This is a genomic window from Marinobacter sp. Hex_13, from assembly GCF_001566815.1.
Classification (GTDB): Bacteria; Pseudomonadota; Gammaproteobacteria; order Pseudomonadales; family Oleiphilaceae; genus Marinobacter; species Marinobacter salarius.
In genome coordinates this window covers 24,088-39,759 of sequence record NZ_LSMM01000055.1, presented here as the reverse complement: position 1 = coordinate 39,759, position 15,672 = coordinate 24,088, and the positions used below count along the sequence as shown (strand labels likewise).

The window sequence follows — 15,672 nt, the reverse complement described above, 5'->3', positions numbered from 1 at the left end:
CCTTACCGGGCCCATAGGGGACTTGCACCCCCAAGTCATCCGGCCAGCACCACCTGCACCGGAACAGCGCCGTCAAGGCGCTACGCGCCATGCCTGGCGCACCATAAAAAAACCGGCAGCCCGAAGGCTGCCGGTTTTCGACTACTTGATAGATTAGCTGGTTAGCTGATCAGAAGTAGTAAACACCACCAACGGCCAGCGCAGCACCAGAAAGGACCACCGACCGTTGCAATGCCTCGCAATAGGGCGACACCTCAACCCCGCCCCGGCACACCTCCAACCTCCAGAAGAAACGTGACCGGCCCATCGTTTACCAAGGCCACCTTCATGTCCGCGCCGAACCGCCCCTGGCCAACCCGAGCTGCGCCCAACTGCGACCCACACGAGGCCACGAATTCATGAAACAGTGTTTCGGCAGATTCCGGGCCCGCTGCTACCGAAAATCCCGGACGGGATCCGGACCGGGTATCAGCAGCAAGCGTAAACTGGGGAACAACGAGGAGGGAGCCGCCCGTATCGAGCAGGCTGCGATTCATCCGTCCCTGGTCGTCGGGAAATACCCGGTAGGCGAGTAATTTTCGACACAGTTCCCGCACCGTGCTGGAGTCGTCTGACTTCTCCACACCGAGCAACAACAAAAGCCCCGAACCAATCTCGGAGATGATCTCATTGTCGACGGTGACGCTGGCGTGGGTAACCCGCTGTATCAGCCCTTTCATCAAGCTCCCTGCGCAAGGACTCAAAATTCGGAAGGAAGTTTATCCACGCACCAGGCTCGCCGCAACCTTCTTCATGTGACTTTACGTATCCCTACCTTCAAGCTTCGCAGCGACCTCATCGACACCACGCATCAGGGCATCAATGATGGCGGGCTCGGACGCCGAGTGCCCTGCATCCCGTATGATCCTCAAGTCTGCTTCCGGCCAGGCCTGGCTCAAAGCCAGAGCATTGTCCAGCGGACAAACCATATCGTAACGGCCATGGACAATGATGCCTGGAATATCCTTGAGCAACGCCGCGTCACGTACGATCTGATCATCTTCCAGAAACGCATTATTCATGAAGTAATGGCATTCGATTCGGGCCAGGGCAATGGCCACATGGGGATGCCCAAAGTGCTCAACCACACGCGGATTCGGGTGCAGGGTCGCACACCGTCCCTCCCAGATGGACCACGCCTTGGCAGCCTGCATCTGTTCCAGTTCGTTGCTGCTCGTCAGGCGACGGTAATAGGCCGCGACGAGATCGCCACGCTCACCCTCCGGAATGGGCGCCAGGAAATCCCGCCAGTAATCGGGAAACACGCGGCTTGCGCCTTCCTGGTAAAACCAGTGAATATCCCTGGGCCGACAAAGAAAAATCCCCCTTAGCACCAGGCCAAGCACCCTGTCCGGGTGCGACTGGGCATACACCAGGCTCAGCGTAGACCCCCAACTGCCGCCAAACAGTATCCATCGGTCCACCCCGAGAAAGGTCCGCACCGTTTCTATATCGTCCACAAGATTTTGCGTGGTGTTTCCAACAAACTCCGCCAGAGGCCTCGAACGGCCTGCACCACGCTGATCCATCAGAATAATTCGGTAGCGTTCGGCATCGAAAAAACGGCGGTGATAGTCCTCGCACCCACCACCCGGCCCACCATGGACGACCAGAACAGGAATGCCATCCGGATTGCCGCTTTCTTCAACAAAAAGCTCATGAGGGGGATCAACTGCGATGCGATGTTGGGCGTTAGGCTTGATATCTGGAAACAGGGTGAGCATGAGGCGCTCCGGACAAAGGATTTAACCGGAGTTTAGCTGAAGACAACGAAAAAGGGGCGGGCCACATTGGCACCGCCCCTTAATATCACGTACTGAAGATTACTTCTTATGAGCGCGCTTACGCTCATTCTCGGTCAGAAGCTTCTTGCGCAGGCGGATCGACTTGGGCGTCACTTCCACCAATTCATCTTCATCGATGAACTCCAGAGCCTGCTCAAGGGTATGCTTGATCGGCGGCACCAGGCCGATGACCTCGTCCTTGCCGGACGCACGCATATTGTCCAGCTTCTTCCCCTTGGTGGGGTTAATCACCAGATCGTTGTCACGACTGTGAATACCACACAACTGACCTTCGTACACTTCCTGGCCGGGATCCAGGAACAACTTGCCCCGGCTCTGCAGTGTTTCCAGCGAATAAGTCAGCGCGGCACCAGTTGCCATTGACACCAGCACACCGTTCTGACGACTGGTCACATCACCGCTCTTAATAGGGCCGTAATGGCTGAAGGTTGAAGTCAAAATACCCGAACCGGAGGTCATGGTCAGGAAGGCGTTACGGAAACCGATCAGCCCGCGCGCCGGAATCGTATACTCAAGACGCATACGGCCCTTTCCGTCCGGCACCATGTTGGTCATTTCACCCTTGCGGAGCCCCATCTGATCCATAAGCGCACCCTGGTGCTGCTCTTCGATGTCGATGATGACGTTTTCGTACGGCTCCTGTTTAACACCATCGATCTCACGGATAACCACTTCCGGACGACCCACGGCGAGCTCAAAGTTCTCGCGACGCATGTTTTCGATCAACACTGAGAGGTGCAGCTCGCCACGGCCGGATACCTTGAACTTATCTGCCGACTCACCTTCTTCAACTCGCAGAGCAACGTTGTGCAGCAGCTCTTTTTCCAAACGCTCTTTGATGTTGCGGCTGGTGACAAACTTACCTTCCTTGCCACAAAACGGTGAGTCGTTGACCTGGAACGTCATGGAAACCGTCGGCTCATCCACCGTCAACGGCGGCAAGGCTTCAACATTGGCCTGGTCACACAAGGTGTCAGAGATGTACAGCTCATCCATGCCGCTGACGCAAATAATGTCGCCCGCCTGCGCTTCGTCGACTTCAACACGCTGCAGCCCGGAATGGCCCATGATCTTGAGAATACGGCCCTGGCGCTTTTTGCCGTTGGCACCAATGGCCGTAACCGGAGAGTTGGTTTTAATCTTGCCGCGCATAATGCGGCCGATGCCAATAACGCCCAGGAAGCTGTTGTAGTCCAACTGAGAAATCTGCATCTGGAACGGACCGTCCCGGTCGACGTTGGGCGCAGGTACGTGATCAACGATGGCCTGGAAAACCGCGTCCATGTTGTCGTCCAGCTTTTCGTGATCCATTCCGGCAATGCCGTTCAGGGCACTGGCGTAGACAATCGGAAAGTCCAGCTGCTCATCGCTGGCGCCGAGGTTGTCGAACAAGTCGAACACCTGATCCACTACCCAGTCCGGGCGAGCTCCAGGGCGGTCAATCTTGTTCACGACGACAATCGGGTGCAGGCCCGCATCAAACGCTTTCTGGGTGACAAACCGGGTTTGTGGCATCGGGCCATCAATAGAGTCAACCACGAGCAACACGCAATCGACCATACTCATGACACGCTCGACTTCACCCCCGAAATCGGCGTGACCCGGGGTGTCCACGATATTGATGTCGTAGTCGTGCCACTTCAGCGCCGTGTTCTTGGCCAGAATGGTAATACCACGTTCTTTTTCCTGGTCATTGGAGTCCATGACACGCTCGTTTTCGAGCTCTTTGCGATCCAGAGTGCCGGACTGGCGAAGAAGCTGGTCAACCAGTGTGGTCTTGCCATGGTCAACGTGGGCGATGATGGCGATATTACGAAGTTTATCAATCACAACTATAATCCTGCAGCATGCACTGAATGACCTGAGAGGTCTTCAGTAGGCGCAAAGCCCCTTACATGCCGTCTCAAATCCGTAAAATGAATTTCATTTGTCGGGCCGGGAAGCCCGAATACCCCCTGAAGAAACTCAGCGTCTGTGCTGAATACCTGAGGCAAAAATGAAGTGGCGCGCAGTATATAGCAAACTCACTTGCGTTTATATGAAGAAAAACGCCTATCGAAGCAACAACCCATCTGCATCATTTTGGTGCATTATTTCAGCTATCGCACCGTTTTAACGCACCACGAAAGAGCGATAGGGCCACCCAATCAGCACATATCGCTCCAAAACAGCCCGAACGCCTTGGTATTGCGCACTTGTGGCGCATGCATCAAAAACTGGCAAGGCTATTGCTAAACCTTAAGCAGCCGAATTTGCAGGTAACTCGCAACAGCTTTTGTTAAGCTGCCCTACCTGAAAGAAAGATCGGGAGTCAGCACTGCTGAACGATCCGGCAACAATGTACACAGAAATCGCCCGCACGGCGGGATAACAGACGGAGCATGCACAATGTCCAAGACGATTGATCTGATCAAGGAACACGAAGTCAAATGGATCGACCTGAGATTCACTGACAGCCGTGGCAAAGAACAACACGTAACGCTGCCGGCCACCGAGGTGGACGAGGACTTTTTCAGCGACGGCAAGATGTTCGACGGCTCTTCAATCTCCGGCTGGAAAGGCATCAATGAATCCGACATGATTCTGATGCCGGACGACAGCACCTCCGTGCTGGACCCGTTCACCGAAGAAACCACACTGAACATTACCTGTGACATCGTAGAGCCTTCCACCATGCAGGGCTATGAGCGTGACCCACGCTCCGTTGCCCGCCGTGCGGAAGAGTACCTCAAGTCCACGGGCATCGCTGACGGTGCCCTGTTTGGTCCGGAACCTGAGTTCTTTGTTTTCGATTCTGTTAAATGGAATGTGGATATGCAGGGCGCTTCCTACCACATCCACTCTGAAGAAGCCGCCTGGGTATCCGGCGAAGACTTCGATCGCAACAACATCGGTCACCGCCCGGGTGTTAAAGGTGGTTACTTCCCGGTTCCGCCAGTGGATAGCCTGCACGACCTGCGTGGCGCCATGTGTGCCGCTATGGAATCCATGGGCCTGGAAATTGAGGTTCATCACCACGAAGTCGGCACCGCTGGCCAGTGTGAAATCGGCGTTGGCGCCAACACCCTGACCCGCAAGGCTGACGAAGTGCAGATTCTCAAGTACTGCGTACACAACGTGGCCCACGCCTACGGTAAAACCGCCACCTTCATGCCCAAGCCTGTGGTTGGTGATAACGGCTCCGGCATGCACGTACACATGTCCCTGAGCAAAGACGGCAAGAACCTGTTCGCAGGTGACAGCTATGCCGGCCTGAGCGAAGCAGCGCTTTACTATATCGGTGGTGTCGTCAAGCACGCCAAGGCCATCAACGCCTTTACCAACCCTGCAACCAATAGCTACAAGCGTCTGGTTCCGGGCTACGAAGCACCGGTTATGCTGGCCTACTCCGCCCGTAACCGTTCGGCCTCCATCCGTATTCCATACGTGAACAGCCCGAAAGCACGTCGTATCGAAGTGCGTTTCCCTGACCCGGCGGCCAACCCGTACCTGGCGTTCGCTGCATTGATGATGGCCGGCCTGGATGGTATCCAGAACAAGATCCACCCGGGCGATGCCATGGACAAGGATCTGTACGACCTGCCGAAGGAAGAAGCGCTGAACATTCCGAAGGTTGCTGAAACCCTGTCCGAAGCTCTGGATTGCCTGGCTGAAGATCATGAATTCCTGACCCGCGGCGGCGTGTTCACCGAGGACATGATTGCCGGCTACATCGATCTGAAGCGCGGTGAAGTTGAGAAACTGAACATGACCACGCATCCGGTCGAGTTCCAGCTCTACTACTCCTGCTAATCCGTTCGTAAGGATCAGCAACCCAGAAAAGCCCCGCCTCGTGCGGGGCTTTTTCGTGTACGACCGCACATTTCGGCCAGCCTTAACGGAATGTAACCAAGCTACCGGGTAATGGCGTTGAAATACTCATGACTGGCGCTGATAATCGGATAAAACAATCAAACAGGTTGTCTCTATGAATGCACGGTTCGCACTACTCTCAGGCATTGTCGCTCTCGCGGCGTTTCCGGTTTCCGCCGAGGTCTATCGTCAGGTGGATGCTCAGGGCAACGTTACCTATACCGACGAACCCTCGGAAGGCACGCCTGCTGAGGAGATCAAAGTGAAACCGGTCACCACGGTCACCCTGCCAAAACTCGAAGCGGTTCGTGAGCCAGAGCGGTTGCGGGAAAAAGTGCAACAGGAAGGCTCCGTCTACGACAGCGTCCGTTTCCTCGCGCCGGGCGATGACCAGGCCTTCCACAGTGGCAGCGGCGACGTGGAATTCCGCGTGACCAGTTCACCTGGCCTTCGGGGCAGCCACAAGTACGAAGTGACACTCGACGGCCAACCGGTTGGCCAGAGCGCTTCCGGGACAGTGATGGTGCGCAATGTGTTTCGCGGCACCCACGATGCAGGCGTCAATATCGTCGACAGCAACGGTGTTACCGTCAAGAGCGGCGAAACCATTACCTTCACCATCCACCGGCCCAGCGTCAACAACTGATGCACCCTTCCGGGGCCCCGACCGCTTCGAGCCGGGGCGCCATACAAACGCAGACCTGTAGCGGTTAGCGAACCACCACGCCATTCTTTATTGCACCATTTTAGTGCGACCGCACCATAAAAAAGCCATACTCTGACCATTCCCAGGGCGGATATCCGCGGGCAGGCTTTACGCAATGATATTTCTGCACTACACCACGCCGTGTTCACAGGCCTGTAACCCGCATGCCCGCTAAATGCGCACTGTCATAGCCACGAACAGCCAATGTGGTTCGTTTTTTGCAAAACTGCCTTAGCAACCCGCAAGGCCCATCAAAAGGGACAAACGAATGGCGATACCGGCCGGATACAAAAGCATACTGGACAGCCTGACCACAGCCGTACTGGTGCTGAGTGACGGGTTGCGGGTCCAGTACCTGAATCCGGCGGCCGAAAGTCTGTTTGAAACCAGCGTAACCAGAAGTAAGGGAGCCCCGATCAACGACATCCTGATCGACTCTGAAGATGCCCTACAAACACTGTATGCGGCAGCCGAGAATGGCCAGTCGTACACCAGACGCGAAGCGGAGTTCATACTGACAAGCGGATTGCGGCTAACGGTTGATTATTCCGTGTCCCCCATAAGCCTTGAGCCAACGGAACTGTTGATCGAAATCCAGCCCAGGGACCGCTTGCTACGGATCAGCCGGGAAGAAGACATCATCTCCCAGCAGGAAACCACCCGGATACTGGTCCGGGGCATGGCCCATGAAATCAAAAACCCTCTTGGAGGTATTCGCGGGGCCGCCCAGTTGCTGGACCGCGAACTGCACAACGAAGACCAGAAAGAATACACCCAGGTGATCATTGCAGAAGCGGACCGCCTGCGAACCCTGGTGGACCGCATGCTCGGCCCGAACAAAGCCCCAAAAATGGCGTCCACCAATATTCATGAGGTTCTGGAGCGCGTCAAAACCCTTTTGGAAGCTGAGAGCCGCGGCCGCTTGAACTTCCGGAGAGATTACGATCCCAGCCTCCCCGAGTTCCAGGGCGACAAGGAACAGCTGATTCAGGCTTTCCTTAACATCGCCCGCAACGCCATGGAAGCCGCGTTCGAGAACCAGGCGGAGATGACCGGCGACGAACAGCCGACGATCACCTTCCGCACACGCGCATTGCGACAGTTCACCATCGGCCACAAACGCCATCGCCTGGTGTGCCGCGTGGATGTGATTGATAACGGCCCGGGCATACCACCGGATCTGTTGCAAAACGTTTTCTACCCGATGATCAGTGGGCGAGCCAGCGGCACAGGCCTCGGCCTCTCCATCACCCAAAGCATCATCGGGCAACATCACGGGCTTGTTGAATGCGAGAGCGAGCCCGGAAAAACCGACTTCATCATCTTCCTGCCTCTGGAGGAAAACCAATGAGCCAACCGGCAAACGTCTGGATAATTGACGACGATCGCAGTATACGTTGGGTGCTGGAGCGCGCCCTGAACCAGGCCGGTATGCAGCCCCGGGTGTTTGAAAGTGGCGAAAGCATCATGATGAGGCTGGAGCACGAACAGCCCGATGCCATCATCAGCGACATCCGTATGCCCGGCGTCGACGGCATCACCTTGCTCTCACAGATTGTTGACTCACACCCGGATCTGCCGGTGATCATCATGACCGCCCATTCCGACCTGGAAAGCGCGGTGACCAGCTACCAGACGGGCGCCTTCGAGTACCTTCCAAAACCGTTTGACGTGGATGATGCCGTCGCACTGGTGAAGCGGGCCGTTGCTCACAGCCACGAACGCCGGGCCACCTCGGAGCCGCAAGCCGAAAGCGCACAGAGAAATGCCGAAATCATTGGTGAAGCGCCTGCGATGCAGGAGGTGTTCAGGGCCATCGGCCGATTGTCCCACTCCAACATCACCGTACTGATCAATGGCGAAAGTGGTACCGGTAAGGAACTGGTTGCCCAGGCCCTTCACAACCACAGCCCCCGGGCCAGCCACCCTTTTATCGCACTCAACATGGCCGCGATTCCAAAGGACCTGATTGAGTCCGAGCTGTTTGGCCATGAGAAAGGCGCCTTCACCGGAGCGGCTGCCGCCAGGCAGGGTCGCTTCGAGCAATCCAACGGAGGCACCCTGTTCCTCGACGAGATCGGTGATATGCCCGCCGACACCCAGACACGGTTATTGCGGGTGCTTGCGGATGGGGAGTTCTATCGGGTGGGCGGCACCACGCCTATCAAAGTGGACGTCCGCATCATCGCGGCTACACACCAGGACCTGGAAAAGCTCGTCCAGGCGGGCACCTTTCGGGAAGATTTGTTCCATCGCCTGAATGTTATCCGGGTGCACTTGCCAAAACTCGCGGAGCGCCGCGAGGACATCCCGCGGTTAATGGAACATTTCCTCAAGCGGGCTGCCCGGGAACTGGCAGTGGAAACCAAAATACTGCGCCCGGAAGCCGAAGAATACCTCACCACCCTGCCCTGGCCCGGCAACGTCCGCCAGCTTGAGAACACCTGTCGCTGGCTGACGGTGATGGCCAGTGGCCGCGAGGTTCACATCGATGACCTGCCGCCCGAGCTGATGCAGCAGGCCGAAGCGCCGGCCACCGGCCAGACTTGGCAGGAAGGCCTGCGCAACTGGTCGGAACAGGAGCTCAAACGCGGCCACAAAGGCATTCTGGATACCGCCGTGCCGGAGTTTGAGCGCATCATGATCGAGACCGCGTTGAAGCACACCGGCGGGCGCCGGCGTGATGCCTCCATCCTGCTAGGCTGGGGACGGAATACCTTGACCCGCAAGATTAATGAACTCGGGATGGATCACCCGGAGGGGGAGGAGGACTGAGCCCCCTTCCCGCTATTTCTCCTGCCAGTAGATAACGCGGTCATGGCCACGGTAGACGCCGAAGGTGGCCAGGGCTGAGGGATCCTCAAGTGAGCCGTCGCCGTTGAAGTCGTCCTTTAGCCAGTCAGCTACGGCCCACGTCAGCGTGTCTGTCCCCTGCGAACCCGCCGGCGCCAGCCGAAGCGGGCCAGCCTCTCCTGCATTGAAAGTACCGGAATCTGAAGCCAGGGTATGGTGCGCCGCGGTGCCACCGATATTGTCTGTTGTCCAGCCCGTGCAACTGTCAGCCGTATTTACCACAAATCGGGAGCCATTCCAGTATTCCACTTGGAAGGGCATCGGGAGTTCGTCAATGTTCTCCGGGCCAGACACGTTTTCCATGGACAGGCGACCGTAGCGCACGTCGAAATTCGCGGCCGGTGTAAAGAGGTAGGGGGCGCCAGCACCGGCCACTCCGTCCGAATCCACGATATCAGTAACACTGTATTCCAAAGCGGGGTCAAACAAGGGAACGCGGGCTTCCGGGACCTTATTGTAGGTGACCGTGTCATCACTGGCGTAGTCAAACTGCAACAGGCCAGGGTCAGGCTCATCACCCCTTAGCGTTCCGCCCCCCGAAACGACAGTGACCGCCAATGGACTGCCATCGCGGTTCAACACAGTGGAATCAGCCGCAGGTGCTGTTCGACTGATTCCTGCGGTGGAAAGCCGCTGAAAACCCGGCTCCGTGTAGTTGAGCGTGCGGTTTCCCTCAACGGATACCGGTTCAATCGTCAGACTCGGAACCAGTTCCCACACCATGTCCAACCCGATGTAAGAAAACGACGTAGCCACTGTACATCCCGCTTCCAGTTCGCCTGGACCCAGTTCACCCGGATCAACGGTCACCTCAAAACGGTCGGGATAGAAACGACCGGTTGGACCACTGCTTCCACCCGGCGCCGTCAATCCAAGATAGGTACCCGTGCCCGGATCTGCCTTGAACCGAAAAACACCCACTTCCGACACATTCACACTGACCGTCTCAGTAGCATCTGCCGAACGAGTATGGGAATAGATCAATGGCGTGACTATGCCATCGTCACCGCCCGATGGTGCAACTACCTCCGATGACAGCGGAATGTCCGACAGACGGAAGTTGGGTGTTACCGGATTGCCCTCGCAGAGGCTAACGTCACTTTCTTCTTCCCACCCGACGGCTGTAATCGATAGATTGAAGTCTTCCTCGGCTTTCACAAACAGAGGGCAAGAGGCATCCCCGTCTGAGCATTCGCCGCCTGTTCGGACACAAAAGCCCGCCGGTACACTGACAAACTGATCGGCACCGGGCATCACCAGCCCCGCGTCGTCCGTTGCCGCAGAACCGCGATACTCGGCGTTCAGTTGCATATTACCGGCATCAGGATATTGAACATCGATTTCCGCAATACCATCAGCGCCAAAGTCAAGATCAAGTATCGTAGGATTGCTACCGTCGCCACTGATATCGCCGCCATCCACCGAAAGGGCACGACTGACAGGGCGACCGCTCGGGCCCGGGTCCACGTAGGTTGACCAGAAACGAACCGGCTTCTCAACGTTCTCAAACGCGGGCACGCAGGCTTGGGTTACGTCGTCCCGCCGCACCGCCTGCACTTCAATGGGACCAGACGGACGGTGGGAAGTCAGGTTCGGTATATCGAAGGCCAGCCCCGAGTCAAAAAACTCGATCTCGCAATTCGCCGCCGACAGATTGCCCGCGCCTATCTGACACAGCGTCACCGCTTGGGGGCGTGTAGAGGGGCGGGAACCAATAACATCCAGCTCAACGACGCCAGCAACTCTATTTGCCAGGGTTGCCTCCCCGGCCCCCCCGGAAAAACTGACAACGTTACCGCTCTGCCAGCCGTCCAGAGGCTCGAGAGTTGCCTCAACCGGATCAGTGAACAGTTGATCGCAACTGGCATTGGCGCAGGCGCGGACGGTGACCGTTTCAGGCTGGCACGTAAGCGCCACCCCGTCATGGCGGATTTCGAAGTGATCCACTTGCTCACCCACCGGATTAAGCTTGAGCGCACATAGCTGAAACTGGTCGAGCTCATGGATGTTGGTTGCCCCGCCGGTGGAGCCCGTCAGCGACAGCAGGAAGTTCTCCGGCACCGCCGGTTGCCCTGGCTCGTTCAACGCATTGAACGGTGGGATTAGCATGTCGTAGTTGTTGCCGGTACCGGTCAGATCCCGTTCTACCGACACAATGGCTTCTCCGGATTCCCTGGAGTCAATGATGATGCGATACCGCTGGGCGTCCGGGTTATTGGTGTTCGGCGTGTCAATGCCAGGTGTCAGGCGATCAGTGGCCCGCATGAAACGGTAATCGGGAGCCGCGCCACGAATGGCGACTGAATCCAGTGTCCGTCCATTTCGTCCACCCTGGCGCCCTTCGTTGCTATTGGAAAAGTTACCGTACTCATCCAAACCGATGCCCAGCCAGCCACCTGCAAACCCGGGGTCACCATTATTACGCTGTGCATAGCCAAGGGACCCCCCGTAACTGCCAGGTTGCGGGGTTACAACCGAATCCGACAACGCAATGGCAAGGCCGTCTGCGCCACTGCCCCCGTATGCGTAATAGTTAAACTCCAGAATAACAAGGTTTTCAGCGCCAGGAATTTCCCGCTGCAACGTGGCCGCCGTTGCCTGGTTTCCGCGAGCCTCTGTCATTCGGAGCCGGCCGTTAACAATCTGTGGAGTAAAACTTCCCAATGAAACGGAGGTTACCCAGTCGTCCCCATTGAGCTGTCCGCTGGTGTAATCGTCGTTAAAACAGGTGAGTGCGTTCGGGTCCTGAACGACAATCTCAATACTCCCACGTTGATCTTCGATCCATCGGGGGTTGCACTGGCCGCCATTCCGATAGTTTCGGCAGTACTCAGAGAAAAACGCTACCGTGTAAGTGCCCGGCGTATCAAAACTAGTCGTTCGATTCAGTGATGGCACCGTGCAAGGACTGGTGGCATATATTTCTTCTTCCGGATTGCCGGCGTTCACCCAGTTGTCACGCCAAGCTGAGTTATTGCCTTGCACGTTTGTGCAATTGGTAGCCACAACCTCAATGGAGACAGAATCGCCCACGTCTACCGTCACCGGTCCATTCGAGTTACCATTCGCGGAGACGGTAATCGTACCGTGCGCGGGGGCAACAGCAACAGACAAAAAAAACACAAACCAGAAACCCGCTACCTTCATCGCACACGTACCTCAATCTCTCGCGTGGCCTGCTCGGTGCCTACGCCACATTGTCCGGTGCTGACCAGGGTATAAACATCTTCGTCAGCGGCATCGCCTTCAATATCAGCCCGCACAACGGAGCAACTGAGACTGGTGCTACAGCCATTGAGGCCTCGCCCTGTAAAACTCAGAGACCCCGGCACTGACCCACAGCCACTGCCATAAAGTGCCTCGGTGACCGCTGCCTGAGCTCCGCTTTCCGCCGCGTAGAACGCGCGTTGAGACAAAATCTGCTGACTGACAGCCGCGCCGGTACTTTCCTGTTGCTGCGCCATGCTGGTTACAATCAAAGCTAAAACGGTGATGATAAAGAGGGCGATTGGCAACCCCGCACCACGCTGTCGGTTCCAGTATTGGTCAGGGTACATTACGGATCTGGACCTCCTGGCTGACGGTTGTGGTTTCGCTGCCATCGGCGCTTAAAAGATCAAACGTAAACTGAACCACCGCTGCCCGTTGCAGGGTTGCAGGCAGGAACCGGAAATCGACGGTTCCGGTTACGCTGGCCGCCAGTACTTCCGGTGTAACCGGAGGAGGATCAGGCTGAGTGGACGTCGGCGCATACCCGCTATAGCGATACAGAAAGCGGCCGCTCTGACAAATACTCACCGGCTCACCCACAAGGAACAGGCGCCGCGCTGGCGAAGTTGAAGTAAAACGATGGCTGGCCGACAGGCTTATGGTGGCCGGCGAGCCCGGGACTGCCGTATTGTTAACGCCAGAAATCAGTGAGGAGACCGGGCCAGGATTAGCGCCAGTATAGATATCCCCCGTCGTGGTCCCGTAACCATAGATAACCACACGCCTGTTACTGACAACAGGAGGCTGAGCAAACTCAGCAATCTCGATTTGGCTCACTTCAGTGGCCGGTAGGTTGAGATAACTAGTTCCCGCCTCCATAGGCAACCACTCGATGCAAGAGCCGGTACTTCGAACCGACAACGGAAAGGCCTCCCGCAAGTCACGGGTCAGCTGTTCACTGATCACCACGGACTGGAGTGCTCGCAACTGACGGGCGCTGGTATCCAGCGCGCCCTGGGTCGACAGGCCGACAAACCGCACCGACACCGTGGCCACGATACTCAGCAGCACAATCACCATGATCAGCTCAATCAATGTGTATCCAGACTGGCGAGGCATCAGTAGTTCGCCCTGTATACGGAGAAATCGTAGCTCTGACCGCTAGGGTCTGTAATCGTCAAATCGATGCGTTTGGCTTCATCAGCCGCAAGCCCGATTTCATCGCCGGCGCACTCGATGGCAACTGACACCTGAAAGCCGGCGTAGTCCGCGGCCAGGCCAGTGCCTTCGGCATTCTCCGGGACCGCATCGGTAATCTCGTTATAGTCATCAACGTCGTCGTAATCGGCGCGACTGCCTTCTTCAGTGTTTATGGTGCAACCCGGCTCTCTCGGAAACCCACCTACGGGTGTGTTTTCGTCATACCGTCGGCTGAGAATTTCGTCCATGTAAATCTGCGCGAGTGCAACAGCCCGGGTCTGATTCAATGGATCCGCACTACGCCCGGAGATAAGCGCAAACGCACCCACTACCCCGGCAATAGCGACGCTGATAATAACAATGGTGATCACCAGCTCGACCAGTGTGGCACCTTTCTGGGTGCGCCCGTATTTGACTGGCCTGGTCATGGACAGGTCCCGTCATAAACCGCGCCCAGGGAACTGAGGCAGAGATTGAACGTGCTATCGCCAGTAACACGGAAATCAATGTTGGCTCTGGCCGTCGGGGATGCGACCCGGCCAAAGCCGTCAAAGCCCACCGTCAGGCCGCCAGCAGGAACATTGGTATAGGCCGCATTCGCTACGCGATAGGCCAGTGTTGAGCCACTGCGCTTCAGGATGAATTGTGAGGAGGCGGCTGAAAACCTGAGTTCGTCGCCGGTCTGGCGAATGGTCAGCGTGTCAGCGCTGTTCCCTGCCAGCGCCGCCTGCTGGGCAAGCAGCGTGGCGGACGACAGTTGCTGGGTAACAAGAAGAGGAGAAAAGGCGGAGCGGCTGGCAAACAGGCCAACACCCAGAGCGGAGAGAACCCCGATCAGGATGATGACCATGACCAGCTCTACAAGGGTGAACCCCGATGACATCGGGGCGATTCTTTTTCTCATGCCCCTCTCCCGGATTTACCGTAGCTGCAGTACTCAGGTCGAATTAGAGAGTCGCTAATTCGACCTACACCACTACAATTGCTTAGCAATCAGCGGTTGCTCGAGCTGTCACGCCACCGGTCGAAGGGTCATATGTGAAGTTACAATCTACAGTCCCGTTCCCATCGGTATCCTCTGCTGATACCAGTTCGATATTTCCACCACTGAACACAAAATCGTTTGCGTCTAATTGCGCAGCGGTACCAATACCAGCAGCATCGTTTGTCGGATAGCCCTCTGCGGACATGGTGATTCCGTTAGCGCCATCCAGATTAACCGCCTGGCTCGCAACACTGCCGTTCGCAACCCAGCGGGAGTGGGCGATTGCCGCTGCTGATTTCACAGAACCGACACCGCCTTCAAGTGCTGCCGAACGAGCATCGGATCCAAAATCCGCAAACCTCGGCAACGCAAACGCCGCCAAAATACCCAAAATCACAATCACCATCACCAGTTCAATAAGGGTGAAACCTTTCTCTTTTCTTGCTGCCATCTGGTTCATCATATTCATGGTCTTCTCCTGCTTTTGCTGCTTTAAAATGGATTAATTGATAACCCGAATCACTTCGCCGCTGTCGGCGTCGTATTGAATGTTGTCCGTGCCACCGTTGAGGTTGTACTCATAGGTACACACGGAGCCGCTTGCGCTTGCTGTGTAATCGGTTGTATCTCCGGACGTTGCCACGGTCGGCGCGTTTGACTGCATCAGGGCCAGCCAGAGGTTTTGGCACTCTGTGGCACTCATGGCGGTCGGGTCGGTGTTGCCACCTACGCCCGTTGGCCAACCGTCAGCACTCACGTCGACGTTTTCCTCGCCAAAGCCGGGCAGATTAGTTTGCGCGCCAGCGGCGCCACGGGCGGTCCACTGGGCACGAACCAGTGCAACAGCAGCGGCGTAGGCGCCCGAGGTGCCCTGGATGCTTGCCCGGTGGGCCTCGTCCGACAGTTCGGCGAATCTTGGCAACGCAAAGGCTGCAAGAATGGCGAGTATGGAGATCACCACCACCAGCTCAATCAGGGTAAACCCCTTTGTCTGGCGCGCTTTCAGTGTCATTGCCCTCATA

The 15,672-nt window shown here is 56.8% G+C and carries 14 protein-coding genes; 4 read left to right on the top strand and 10 right to left on the bottom strand.

Translation table 11 applies throughout. The features are described from left to right. Positions 1 to 254: 254 nt before the first annotated feature. The 3 genes from dtd to typA all read right to left on the bottom strand — a co-directional run bounded on the left by dtd (position 255) and on the right by typA (position 3,674). Positions 255 to 719 carry a D-aminoacyl-tRNA deacylase gene (gene dtd / locus AXW11_RS14270; protein WP_091644475.1) on the bottom strand — a complete coding sequence of 155 codons (465 nt, stop codon included), beginning with the start codon at positions 717 to 719 and terminating at the stop codon, positions 255 to 257. Between the two features lie 81 nt (positions 720 to 800). Next, positions 801 to 1,763 carry a prolyl aminopeptidase gene (pip, locus tag AXW11_RS14265; protein ID WP_091644472.1) on the bottom strand — a complete coding sequence of 321 codons (963 nt, stop codon included), beginning with the start codon at positions 1,761 to 1,763 and terminating at the stop codon, positions 801 to 803. Positions 1,764 to 1,862: 99 nt separating this feature from the next. Next, positions 1,863 to 3,674 carry a translational GTPase TypA gene (gene typA, locus AXW11_RS14260; protein WP_036203432.1) on the bottom strand — a complete coding sequence of 604 codons (1,812 nt, stop codon included), beginning with the start codon at positions 3,672 to 3,674 and terminating at the stop codon, positions 1,863 to 1,865. 558 nt (positions 3,675 to 4,232) lie between these two features. Here typA and glnA point away from each other — a divergent pair. From glnA to ntrC, 4 genes are all read left to right on the top strand, one after another. Then, entirely contained in the window at positions 4,233 to 5,636 is a 1,404-nt protein-coding gene (gene glnA / locus AXW11_RS14255) for a glutamate--ammonia ligase (RefSeq protein WP_036203429.1), read from the top strand. Between the two features lie 175 nt (positions 5,637 to 5,811). Beyond that, positions 5,812 to 6,342: a DUF4124 domain-containing protein gene (locus AXW11_RS14250; protein ID WP_036203426.1), complete on the top strand. Its 531-nt coding sequence runs from the start codon at positions 5,812 to 5,814 to the stop codon at positions 6,340 to 6,342. Positions 6,343 to 6,670: 328 nt separating this feature from the next. Beyond that, positions 6,671 to 7,753: a nitrogen regulation protein NR(II) gene (gene glnL / locus AXW11_RS14245; RefSeq protein WP_036203423.1), complete on the top strand. Its 1,083-nt coding sequence runs from the start codon at positions 6,671 to 6,673 to the stop codon at positions 7,751 to 7,753. Beyond that, entirely contained in the window at positions 7,750 to 9,177 is a 1,428-nt protein-coding gene (gene ntrC, locus AXW11_RS14240; protein WP_041335667.1) for a nitrogen regulation protein NR(I), read from the top strand. The genes glnL and ntrC overlap by 4 nt, the downstream gene beginning before the upstream one ends. A 12-nt stretch (positions 9,178 to 9,189) precedes the next feature. On the opposite strand, the gene AXW11_RS14235 is transcribed toward ntrC, so the two are convergent. The 7 genes from AXW11_RS14235 to AXW11_RS14205 all read right to left on the bottom strand — a co-directional run bounded on the left by AXW11_RS14235 (position 9,190) and on the right by AXW11_RS14205 (position 15,671). After that, positions 9,190 to 12,402, bottom strand: a complete 3,213-nt coding sequence (locus AXW11_RS14235; RefSeq protein ID WP_075195667.1) for a DUF6701 domain-containing protein — start codon at positions 12,400 to 12,402, stop codon at positions 9,190 to 9,192. Further along, entirely contained in the window at positions 12,399 to 12,812 is a 414-nt protein-coding gene (locus AXW11_RS14230) for a pilus assembly PilX family protein (RefSeq protein WP_041335665.1), read from the bottom strand. Before AXW11_RS14230 ends, AXW11_RS14235 begins: the two co-directional genes overlap by 4 nt. Then, a complete protein-coding gene (locus tag AXW11_RS14225; RefSeq protein ID WP_041335663.1) occupies positions 12,802 to 13,584 on the bottom strand; it encodes a type II secretion system protein in 783 nt (260 codons plus the stop codon). The genes AXW11_RS14230 and AXW11_RS14225 overlap by 11 nt, the downstream gene beginning before the upstream one ends. After that, the gene (locus tag AXW11_RS14220; RefSeq protein WP_041335661.1) at positions 13,584 to 14,093 is read right to left on the bottom strand and encodes a type IV pilus modification PilV family protein; all 510 of its coding nucleotides are present in this window, start codon (positions 14,091 to 14,093) and stop codon (positions 13,584 to 13,586) included. Before AXW11_RS14220 ends, AXW11_RS14225 begins: the two co-directional genes overlap by 1 nt. Next, positions 14,090 to 14,569, bottom strand: a complete 480-nt coding sequence (locus tag AXW11_RS14215; RefSeq protein ID WP_041335659.1) for a pilus assembly FimT family protein — start codon at positions 14,567 to 14,569, stop codon at positions 14,090 to 14,092. Before AXW11_RS14215 ends, AXW11_RS14220 begins: the two co-directional genes overlap by 4 nt. 82 nt (positions 14,570 to 14,651) lie before the next feature. Then, positions 14,652 to 15,119 (bottom strand): prepilin-type N-terminal cleavage/methylation domain-containing protein, encoded by a 468-nt coding sequence (locus AXW11_RS14210; RefSeq protein ID WP_082040589.1) that lies wholly within the window; start codon positions 15,117 to 15,119, stop codon positions 14,652 to 14,654. Between the two features lie 33 nt (positions 15,120 to 15,152). Then, on the bottom strand, positions 15,153 to 15,671 hold the full coding sequence (locus tag AXW11_RS14205) for a prepilin-type N-terminal cleavage/methylation domain-containing protein (RefSeq protein WP_091644468.1): 519 nt from the start codon (positions 15,669 to 15,671) through the stop codon (positions 15,153 to 15,155). Position 15,672: the final 1 nt, after the last annotated feature.